Source organism: Pedobacter sp. 05L430 (genome assembly GCF_056397585.1).
In genome coordinates this window covers 1-10,502 of the sequence record NZ_JBFTNT010000135.1, presented here as the reverse complement: position 1 = coordinate 10,502, position 10,502 = coordinate 1, and the positions used below count along the sequence as shown (strand labels likewise).

The following is a 10,502-nucleotide window of genomic DNA, read 5'->3' as shown; positions in this document are numbered from 1 at the left end:
GTAAAAACATATTGCTGAATGTTTTGTACATGGCTTAGTTTATCCCTTATTTGCCAAAGCTCTATAAACAAGTTTTGGATGCTCTCTTTAACCAATTCCGGATTTCGGTACAGCGACATCCCAAAACGATAGAGGTCGTCATAGAATAAATTGAAGCAGGTGTAAAGACCCTGCTTCTCACCCTCGACCAGGAGCTTCCAGTTTTTTGTAATTCCCTGATGATTATATTCCATGTACCTACCTTTTCGAAGAAAGACGTTGTAAGAAAACGAAAATAAGAAAAAATATCAGGATATGTTTGCCTCAAATGATGTTAAAGTAAGGTCTATTGTTATACAATAACTCCAGCTTTTTGTAATAAAAAATAAGTTTATAATACAATTTTCTTTTGCTATTGTTTTGCTTCTCTTTTGCTATTCTTTTGGTGAGACAATAAAATAGCAAAATTTATGCAGCATAAATACAACGTATCTGCAAAATTTGATTGATGCCTGCTACTAGCCTCGGTTGGAATTGGAAATGCAAAGRAAAACAGCGATGATCAACAAAGATTGAGTGCATGCTGTTTTCCTTTCTTCACTAGAGAAAAACGAAATGAGTTCCTATGATTTTATAGAATATAAAACAATTGTGATTTTATCAGCAAATCAGTATTGTGCTTTTCCTCTTGCCTGTAGTTTTCTTTAAGCATTTGTTTCACATCACGTTCAATGTTATTGGAAATTGTAGTAGTTGGCGTATCCGTAGGTTTGTTCTCGAAAGGATCCTGAAGATGAATGGCCATTTTTTCTATCAGAAAAAAAGAGCAGGATATCGCAATCACCAATGGTACTTCTACAATGCCAAAGAATTCTATCAGGCCAAATGGCAGTAACATGATAAAAAGGACTAAAGCGAAATGAATATATACACTGTAAGTTGCCGGAAAAATGGTGTTTTTAATTCTCTCACAGCCTCCCATATGGTTGGAAAAACGCGTTAATGTTTTATCTATTTCCACCTGTTGGTAGGTATTGATCCATTCCAGTTTGTGTGCATTTCGGAGATCAAACCCCTGCAGTTCCAGCAATGCCAATGGGATATTATTACAACTTTTAATATGATTGTAATCTTCCTCGGAAAGTAATTTTTCGAGTCCTGGCATAATATCCTGACGCCTTAAATGTCTGCCAAGTGCATAGCACCATGCTACTTGCCTTTTTGCCATTTTTTCGCAAAATGCTTTTCCGTCGGCCGAGCTGTAAGGAGTATCTACAAAAGTGAGCAGCTGCCGGGTTAAACTTCTGGTATCATTTACAATTGCCCCCCAAATGGTTCTTGCTTCCCACCAGCGGTCGTAAGCCTGGTTAGATTTAAAGGCAAGCAACAGAGAGATTACCGTTCCCAGTATAGTGGGAACGGCAATAGGAATGGAAATCCTTGTGAAATGAAAGTTATTATATACAATTGCTATTAAAATAGCGTAGGCACTTACAAGAATGATCTCTTTACGAATCTTACCGGCTATATAGCTAATAGGAATATTTTCTTTTAATAGCATAGGATTAATTTTTAGGTGAAGTAATAGCCGTTAAGTTTAGGCTAACAATGTTTCCAATGTTTCGGCTTCCAGTATGATCTTTCTTTTTGGAAGCTCGGCAACAGGCGTGTTGGTATTAATATGGATTACAGGAGTGCCCGAACGCTGAACTAACAAAGCAGGGTCAATGCTGTTACTGTTCAGTTTACCGGTGGAGCAAAAAGAGGGGTCAAGAATTTGATTAACTCCGGCGTTTTCAAGGTAATCGCGAAACATGCCTACTGTACTTCCATAAAAAAACTCTATTTTAATTGCTTTAATTAAGGAGTAAGTCTGTTTCATGAGTTCGCACTGATCATAAAATTCCTGACTTACATATTTGTATTCCCTGTTCCTTCGGGAAAGCATTAAAAGATCACCCATTCTGTCGGAAAGTTTGAACATATGGATAAAAATAAAGTTCAATTCCTGTTCAGGTAATTGTTTGCATAACGTTGGGATGCAGTTTACCGATGCAGGGTTAAAATCGGTGGGGATAAGTATTGTTTGCATAACTAAATAATTAATGGTTAATGTTATACTGCAATACTAGGCCCCAATGATTAAAAGGGGATAAGAGGTAAATTAGAATTTGATTAGAAAATCATATTTAATTATATGTGTAAGTTGTTGTTTTATAGGGTGTTTTTGTGGGCTGTTTGATGGGTTTTTTATACTTATTAGAATTTGATTAGAAATTTGGGTATAAATTTTCTTTGGCACCGCAAACTGGCACTAGAATTTAACCTCGTTAAGCTTCTTCTTTTAATATATAACCCATTCCAAAAACGGTATGGATAAGCTTTTGCCCGGTCCCGTTATCTATCTTCTTTCTGAGGTAGTTTACATAAACATCAACCACGTTGGTGCCCATATTGAAGTCGATATCCCATACATTTTCGAGAATCTGTATCCGCGAAAGTATTTTATTTGCATTCTTTACAAAATATTCGAGCAAGCGATATTCTGTTGCAGTGAGACTTATGGGTTTATCGTTTCTTTTGGCGGTTTTGGAATTAAAATCCAATTCAAGGTCGGCAATATGGATGCTGTTTCCAGCCTCGCCTGGTGTACTTCTCCTTCTTACCAGCGATCTTATACGGGCCTCCAGCTCAGCAAATTTGAATGGTTTAACAACGTAGTCATCAGCTCCGCTGTCTAATCCGGTTACTATATTTTCGGTACTGCCCAATGCTGTTAGCATCAGGATGCTCACGTTTTTATTGACTTTACGCACTTCCCTGCAAATTTGTATCCCATTAACGCCGGGGAGCATGATGTCGAGAATAATCAGATCAAATTGGTGCTTTACTGCCATTTCTAATCCTGTAGTTCCGTCGGCCGCAACACTTACCTCCATATTGGCTTCCGTTAATCCTCTAACCATTACAGAAATTAGACCGGGTTCATCTTCAATCAATAGTATCTTCATATACTTTGTTTYCTCAAATGGGGAAAATATAATATTCCTGTCAATAAACAGATTTTAGGAGCAAAAAGTTACATTAAAAGTATTTTTTACTAAATAATGCTAGCTTTGGTTTGAAGTCTCTAAACGAAAGACCTGAAAATCAATTATTATTATTTAAATGAAGAAAGTAATTCTATTAATCTTTGCGTTGTTTGTTACAACAACTGCGTTCTCACAGGGTGTGTTAAATTTATTAGGTCGTTCACAGGATTTCTTTAAGCTTTTGGAAGACCAAAAGTATACAGACGCTTACGGATATCTTGATAGTACTTTTCAGGCGAAAGTTCCTGAAGAGGATCTAAAAAAGCTATGGACGCAAATTTCAGAGAAACTTGGTAAAATTGAAACATTAGATGTGATCAGCAGTAAAACCCAGGGAGAGTTTTTTGTGGTTACGATGGAAGGGAAATTTACTAATGATGATCAAAATTTTCTTTTGGCCTTCAATAAAGCTGAAAAGATAGTTGGTTTTTTTCTTCAACCAAAGTCTACAGCAGCTACTTACGTACTCCCGGCCTATGCAGATACGACCTTATATAAGGAAACTGAAATAAATGTTAAAACACCCGGACATACTTTGGTTGGCATGTTAACTGTGCCGAAAAAGCTTTCCAGTTACCCGGTTGTGGTTCTGGTTCATGGATCCGGACCAGCCGATATGGATGAGACTGTTGGCCCTAATAAGCCGTTAAAGGATATTGCGCTTGGTTTGGCATCAAAAGGAATAGCTTCTATTCGTTATGTAAAAAGAACAATGATTTATGCCGGTGAGTTTGGAAAGGCTTTTACCGTTAAAGAGGAAGTGATGGACGATGCGCTTGCCGCAATTGCACTTGCAAAGACTTTACCTGCAGTAAACAAGAAACAGATCTATTTGCTTGGACATAGCCTTGGAGGTATGATTGCACCAAGAATAGCTACTTTGGCGCCCGATTTAAATGGGATTATAATGCTTGCTGCGCCTGCAAGGAAGTTTACAGATCTYTTGGTTGAGCAAAACAAATATATGTTTGGCCTTTCAAAAGATACCTCGGCAGCAGGCAAGAAAACACTTGATACGGTAATTAAGGAGTTGGAGGTAACCAGAATAACTAAGCTTGGAACCATGAAGGCTGATTCTGTTTTGTTGGGTTTGCCAGCTTCTTACTGGGTTGATATAAATGTAAACGACCAGGTTGCTGCGGCAAAGAAATTAGCAAAACAGCGTATTTTTGTTGGACAGGGTGGAAACGATTTTCAGGTTTCAACTACTGATTACAATTTATGGAACACTGCTATAGGTAAGAAAAAAGGCGCTATGGTAAAATTGTATCCTGAACTTAATCACCTTTTAAGTCCTCAAACGGAAAAAGGCTCAATGGAGCAGTACAGAACTCCTGTAAGCGTTTCTGATGTACTGATAACAGATATCGCTACCTGGATAAAAGCCAAACCGTAAGTTATTTTTTACTAATAAGTAACATTTATATGCAGTTTTGTCATATATGGCAATATTGTTGCTAGCATTAGCGGAAACCATATTAATATAAGATCCGTTATGATAAAAAGAATACACATACTTGAAGATGATGAAGATATAAGGTACATAATTGGTGTTCTCCTTAAAGATGAGGGGTATGAATTACAGCTTTCTTCTACATTTACTGAGCTTAAAAGTAAATTAAAAGACAGTGTGCCAGATCTTTTCATTTTAGATGTAATGATACCTGATGGCGATGGTACTGACATTTGTGGTGATTTGAAAAGTGATCCTTTTACTAAACACATTCCAATTATAGTGATGTCTGCAAATGATCAGAATAAACAAAAAAGTTTAGATGCAGGGGCTAATGATTACATCAGTAAGCCATTTGATATTGATTACATTGTAAAACGAATTAATTCGCAATTGGCGTAATAATAAGTACAGACATAAATAAAAAAGATGATCAAAGTTGATCATCTTTTTTATTTATGTCATTTTGCTTTAGGATACCCGCCCTCTTCTTTTTTATACCAGCTGCTGTATGTTTTTGATTTGATGTGTATGCCTTTGCATGTGATAGATAAGAAAGTTGATCCACTCTAATCTTGTGAATTTTCCAAATCCCGGAATCTCAAAATCTGTATAGATAAAAGATAAGTCCTGTTTATTAATTGCATCAGTCATCTGTTTTGTTAAGGACTTTAGATTATCGACCAATATCTCCTTTTTATGAGGTGGCTGAGCGGGCAGCACAAACTCTGGTGAACTCATTTTAGTCGTAAAGTCTAAAAATATACCTTTAATGAGCTCTACCTTTTTATCCGGTGCCCTCTCGGTTGGTACTGCTTTATCATTAACTATTTTTATTACCCCATCAAAGGACTGTGAGATGTGATCTGTAACCTGCCCTGCAGTCCAGCTACCTTCAAAAGGGATTTTATTTATTTGCTCTTCTGATAGCGCGGAAACGACATTTAATAATTCGTTTGTTGTTTCTGTTACTTTGTTTAAGGTTTCTGTTTTCATGGGTTTTGATTTTATAACTTAAAGTTACATCCATTTAGCTTTTGATAACAGGTGCAGATACGGCAATATACAGGGTGTATTGCGACCGGTTGATAAGGCGATGTGACTAGTTAAATATATCAAAAGATGACGACACAAGTTCCAAAAAATCGATGTGCGGCTCAATTTCCAATCTTTGATCTCTTTCCTTTTGAAATGATTTAAAAGATTCCAGGTTAAACAGGTTTTGTTGGGCAGCTTCGTTTTTATGTATCGAAATATGCGTAAATGTTTTGCCATCTTCGGCAAGATATGATGAATAGCGAATGCCTGAATCTTTAATGTTTCTTAAATCGGTTATAAATTCGTTTACGTTTTCCTGATTCTTTTTGGCAAATTCTGCCTTTACAGTATAAGTTACTTTGACAATTTTCATGATGTTCTGTTAATTAAATTAAAAGTTGTTTTATGTATAGACGATTGACAAAATTGAAATAGGACATAATCTTTTATTTTGTAATATGTCGAGAAGTAATTAACTTCAACGAATAGCATCTAAAAGTTAGCATTTTGGAAGATAGCATTAAAGGACTTGTACCACATGTATTGAGTTTTATTATAAATGAGCTTTGCAAGAATGGCTTTATGATTGCTTATGAAAAGGACCTATCGGATTTAAAAGGCCTGATTGAGCCCGATTCTATTTCACCTGATGATTTTGAACTGCTGGAGGCTGTTGATGATGATGTTGTACGCGTTTTGCTTGGGTCTATTGATAAGGTAATAAAATGTTCTAAAACCTATTTTCTGATAAATAATCTTGACGAAATGGAGGTAATGGAAAATGAAGAGTATAATCTGCTGGCTTCCGATAATTACTATACTTATATTATTGATTGGGAAAGTAAAAGTTACAAAGACCTGCTCTACAATTTAAACGCAGTTTATTTTTCTATTTCGCAACTGCTGTATCATACCACTTGCCAAATTAAACTTGATGAAGTTGAAATACCAGAGGATATGTATGATGAGTTTCTGGATAAGTATTCGGATTTGTTAAGAGGCAAGATAAATCCTGATGATAAAAATATTTCGCTGTTATACGATCTTATAATAGACTTAAATACTGATCTGGGTGATATAGATAAGCTCACAGATTAACTCTTTTATTGGTTTTTTTGATTTTTTTTGTCTCTGTTAATGAAAGCTTAAGCAGTTTTAAGTAAGTTTGGGATTTAAAATATACCACTTATAAAATGTCAGATCAGAAAAAAGAAATATTCGAAGGCGTAGCACAGCGCTTAAAGATTGAAGGATTTAATGTAGTTAACCGTGATGAGACCCGTCCGTGGGGAGGTTTTTTTGTAATTGATGAAGAACAGGCGCAGCAATTTGCAAACGTTTATTTTGAAGGTTTAAATGTTGATGATCTTAAAATTTCAGGTAAACTAAGTCCTAAAATATTAATCGTTGCTCCAAATACACGTTTGTCGTGGCAATATCACCACCGTCGTGCTGAAATATGGAGAGTAGTTAACGGTACTGTTGGTGTGATCACAAGTGATACCGATGAGCAGGGGGAAGTAAAACAATTAACTCCCGGACAAAGCATAAAATTAAAGCAAGGTGAAAGACACCGTTTAATAGGTTTAGAAGACTGGGGTATTGTTTCAGAAATCTGGCAACACACAGACCCAGCTAAGCCATCTGATGAGAGCGATATTGTAAGGGTTCAGGACGACTTCGGAAGATAATGCATCTTCCTGTCATTTAATGACATCATTGTATCTAAACACCTATAATACTCGTTAATATCTTATATGATAATTTTATTATTTTTTCTGGCACATTGGTTTTTGTCTCTTTTTTCTCAAACCTTCTTTTTACACCGTTATGCATCGCATAAGATGTTTAAAATGAATGGTTTTTGGGAGAAGTTTTTTTACGCAATTACCTTTTTGTCTCAAGGGTCGTCTTTCTTAAATCCAAGAGCGTATGCGATTTTACATCGTATGCACCATGCTTTTAGTGATACAGAAAAAGACCCGCACTCTCCACATTTTGTAAAAGATGTTTGGGGCATGATGATTCAGACAAAAAACATTTATCTGAATTATTCAAAATATAACCATGAGCCTGAAGAGCAGTTTCGTGATAACTATCCTGCATGGCCACTTATTGATAAGATAGGAGATTCCTGGATTACACGTCTTGTGTTCATTAGCTTTTACATTTGGTTTTATGTAACTTTTGCTACCGCATGGTGGATGTTTTTATTGTTGCCAATACACTTTTTAATGGGACCTCTTCATGGTGCGATTGTAAATTGGTGTGGACATAAATACGGTTATTCCAATCATGATAATGATGATCACAGCAAAAACTCTTTGCCTCTTGATTTTCTGATGCTGGGTGAGCTGTTCCAGAACAACCACCACAAAAAACCTAATAGCCCTAATTTTGCCTCAAAATGGTTTGAGTTTGATCCTACTTATCCACTCATGAAAGTGATGCACTGGATGAGGATTATTAAGTTGAGAAAGTCAAATTAAGAGTAGTAAAAGCACGAAAGGCAGTGAACTTTTACAAACACTTGTGAACGGTTACACTAAATGGTAGTGATTAATGATATCAGAATAGCCTTTAGAGTTAGTAATACTAGATATAGTTATTAACAATGTAAAAGATAAACCTCATAAAAAAGGGCAGGATCTTCTTTCGAAGATCCTGCCCTTTTTTATTTTTTTCCTACAAATTCAATGTCTGGAAGAGGGCCTAGCGTTCTTTTGCGCTTCTTCAGCGCAAATTAATGCAACCCGAAAACAGATCATTTAATTTGACTTCTTTTTGTTGTTGCCGCTCCAGCGTCTGCTTCCACTGCTTGGGGTTCTTTTTGCACCGCTTAAGTTAGGCTGACGTTCTGTTCTTTCGGGGCGTTGTCCTCTTGATGGCTTAGCTTTGCCTTTTGATTTTGCAGCAGCAGCACCTGACATCAGGCTTTGCCAGCTCATCGCAAAAGGGTGATCTTCGGTAACAGGTATTTTTAAGCCGATCAATTTCTCGATATCGTCTAAAAATTCTTTCTCTTCCGAATCACAAAATGATAGCGCAGTACCACTTAAGCCTGCACGACCAGTACGGCCAATTCTGTGTACATAAGTCTCAGGTATATTTGGCAGCTCGTAGTTGATTACATGAGTTAATTCATCAACATCAATACCCCGTGCGGCAATATCAGTAGCAACCAATATACGTGTGGTTTTAGCTTTGAAATTGGTTAATGCACGTTGTCTGGCATTTTGTGATTTATTACCATGGATGGCTTCGGCTTTAACACCAACTTTGATCAGGTCTTTTACGATGCGATCGGCACCATGTTTTGTACGAGAAAATACCAATGCAGTTTGAATGGTTTTGTCTTTTAAAATATGGTGCAATAAATCTTTCTTGTCGTTTTTTTCTACATAAAAGATCTCTTGTTGAATCTTTTCTGCTGTAGATGAAATAGGGGTAACCTCAACCTTAATTGGATTTGTAAGGATCGTATTGGCTAAAGTCTGGATTTCCTTTGGCATGGTAGCCGAGAAAAACAAAGTCTGTCTTTTAACAGGTAATTTAGCAATAACCTTCTTTACATCATGGATGAAACCCATGTCAAGCATTCTGTCGGCTTCATCAAGAACAAAGATCTCGATATCACGCAGGTTGATAAAGCCCTGATTCATCAGGTCTAGTAATCTTCCTGGAGTAGCAACAAGAATGTCGACACCTCTGTGTAGCGCATCTGTTTGTGCTTTTTGTCCAACACCACCAAATATTACCAGTTGTTTTAAAGGCAGGTTTTTTCCATAAGCTTTAAAGCTCTCTTCAATTTGTATGGCAAGCTCACGTGTTGGTGTTAATACCAATGCTTTTATCGCTTTATGTATTTTCGTATTGGTGTGAGGTTTACTAAGCAACTGTAACATTGGGATAGCAAATGCGGCAGTTTTACCTGTACCGGTTTGTGCACACCCTAACAGATCTCTGTTTTGAAGTATGGATGGTATGGATTGTTCTTGTATTGGGGTAGGTTGTGTATAACCTTCTGTTTGCAGCGCTTTTAAAATTGGCTCAATCAGGTTTAATTCTTCGAATAACAATGTATTTGTATTTTAATGTATAATAGAGGCAAAAGAATATCACCTCGCTGCAAAGGTACATATAAACTTCCGGCTTTTATTCATATCCCGGTTTTATAGCTATGTGGCTATAAATCAGAAGCTTTGTTTTCTTTGAAACGACTAAAAAACAGGAGGGCCAGGACGCAAAGCACAAAGCCAACAACCCCGTTTAAACGCAGCCCGTAATCATTTCCAGGGTCTTTACCATATACGGTTAACATAGCGAATATGGCTATTCCCATAGTTTGGCCTAATTTTACAAAGAGATATTTAACGGCAAAAAACATCCCTTCGTGGTTTTCTCCTGTTTCTTTTGTGTCATTTTGAGCAATATCAGCTAAAATAGCATTAGGTAAAATGCCTAAAGACGCCAAAGGGAAAGACGCAAATATTACCAGTATATACATTTGGACGGCAGGAGAAAAGGGCAGGTGCCCTAAGAAATAAATGGTGACAAATATTAAGCTGAGTATCGCAAATGCAACTAGTACCAGGGGCTTTTTGCCAAACCTTTTGGCTCCATAATTAATAAAGGGATAAAAGCAGAGTGATAGAATTACCATGGTACCCATAAATTTACCGCCATCAGAATCCGGCAGACCTAATAATACGGTAACGAAGAAAAGCAGGCCACTTGAAATGATACTAAGGGCAATGTAGTAAGTGAAATCAGAGATCAGGTAATACTTAAAATTGGTGTTTCTGAATGTGTTTTTAAGTGCAGGTATGAGTTCGATATGCGTTGGTTTGGCATCGGTATATTCTTTTTCATCTATAAACATAACCGGTAAGATCATAACCAGCCCAGAGAATATGCTGAGGCAAAAGATGGTGTATTGC

General features: G+C 36.7%; 13 protein-coding genes. 5 read left to right on the top strand and 8 right to left on the bottom strand.

From position 1 onward, the window contains the following. From AC1DG9_RS16725 to AC1DG9_RS16710, 4 genes are all read right to left on the bottom strand, one after another. Positions 1-233, bottom strand: a 233-nt coding sequence (locus AC1DG9_RS16725; protein WP_477634917.1) for an RNA polymerase sigma factor, incomplete at its 3' end; no start/stop codon positions are given. 377 nt (positions 234-610) lie between these two features. Further along, positions 611-1,540: a bestrophin family protein gene (locus AC1DG9_RS16720; protein ID WP_172661032.1), complete on the bottom strand. Its 930-nt coding sequence runs from the start codon at positions 1,538-1,540 to the stop codon at positions 611-613. Positions 1,541-1,576: 36 nt separating this feature from the next. Continuing rightward, a complete protein-coding gene (locus AC1DG9_RS16715; protein ID WP_172661031.1) occupies positions 1,577-2,071 on the bottom strand; it encodes a hypothetical protein in 495 nt (164 codons plus the stop codon). A gap of 238 nt (positions 2,072-2,309) precedes the next feature. Then, on the bottom strand, positions 2,310-2,990 hold the full coding sequence (locus AC1DG9_RS16710) for a response regulator transcription factor (RefSeq protein ID WP_172661030.1): 681 nt from the start codon (positions 2,988-2,990) through the stop codon (positions 2,310-2,312). A 157-nt stretch (positions 2,991-3,147) separates the two neighbouring features. On the opposite strand from AC1DG9_RS16710, the gene AC1DG9_RS16705 reads away from it, so the two are divergent. Continuing rightward, on the top strand, positions 3,148-4,467 hold the full coding sequence (locus AC1DG9_RS16705; protein ID WP_337715875.1) for a DUF3887 domain-containing protein: 1,320 nt from the start codon (positions 3,148-3,150) through the stop codon (positions 4,465-4,467). A 99-nt stretch (positions 4,468-4,566) separates the two neighbouring features. Beyond that, a complete protein-coding gene (locus AC1DG9_RS16700; protein ID WP_172661028.1) occupies positions 4,567-4,926 on the top strand; it encodes a response regulator transcription factor in 360 nt (119 codons plus the stop codon). A gap of 93 nt (positions 4,927-5,019) precedes the next feature. Here AC1DG9_RS16700 and AC1DG9_RS16695 read toward each other — a convergent pair whose 3' ends face one another. Beyond that, positions 5,020-5,520: a DinB family protein gene (locus AC1DG9_RS16695; RefSeq protein ID WP_288879572.1), complete on the bottom strand. Its 501-nt coding sequence runs from the start codon at positions 5,518-5,520 to the stop codon at positions 5,020-5,022. Positions 5,521-5,626: 106 nt separating this feature from the next. Further along, on the bottom strand, positions 5,627-5,935 hold the full coding sequence (locus tag AC1DG9_RS16690) for a hypothetical protein (protein WP_288879574.1): 309 nt from the start codon (positions 5,933-5,935) through the stop codon (positions 5,627-5,629). Positions 5,936-6,069: 134 nt separating this feature from the next. Here AC1DG9_RS16690 and AC1DG9_RS16685 point away from each other — a divergent pair, with 134 nt between their 5' ends. From AC1DG9_RS16685 to AC1DG9_RS16675, 3 genes are all read left to right on the top strand, one after another. Continuing rightward, a complete protein-coding gene (locus tag AC1DG9_RS16685; RefSeq protein WP_172661025.1) occupies positions 6,070-6,660 on the top strand; it encodes a hypothetical protein in 591 nt (196 codons plus the stop codon). Between the two features lie 95 nt (positions 6,661-6,755). Further along, on the top strand, positions 6,756-7,253 hold the full coding sequence (locus AC1DG9_RS16680; RefSeq protein WP_337715874.1) for a cupin domain-containing protein: 498 nt from the start codon (positions 6,756-6,758) through the stop codon (positions 7,251-7,253). A 66-nt stretch (positions 7,254-7,319) separates the two neighbouring features. Beyond that, positions 7,320-8,051, top strand: coding sequence for an acyl-CoA desaturase (locus tag AC1DG9_RS16675; protein ID WP_048903852.1), 732 nt, complete (start codon positions 7,320-7,322; stop codon positions 8,049-8,051). A gap of 279 nt (positions 8,052-8,330) precedes the next feature. Here AC1DG9_RS16675 and AC1DG9_RS16670 read toward each other — a convergent pair whose 3' ends face one another. Both AC1DG9_RS16670 and AC1DG9_RS16665 read right to left on the bottom strand, forming a co-directional pair. Next, a complete protein-coding gene (locus AC1DG9_RS16670) occupies positions 8,331-9,641 on the bottom strand; it encodes a DEAD/DEAH box helicase (protein WP_172661024.1) in 1,311 nt (436 codons plus the stop codon). Positions 9,642-9,748: 107 nt separating this feature from the next. Then, on the bottom strand, positions 9,749-10,502 hold a 754-nt coding region (locus tag AC1DG9_RS16665; protein WP_477634916.1), incomplete at its 5' end, for an MFS transporter.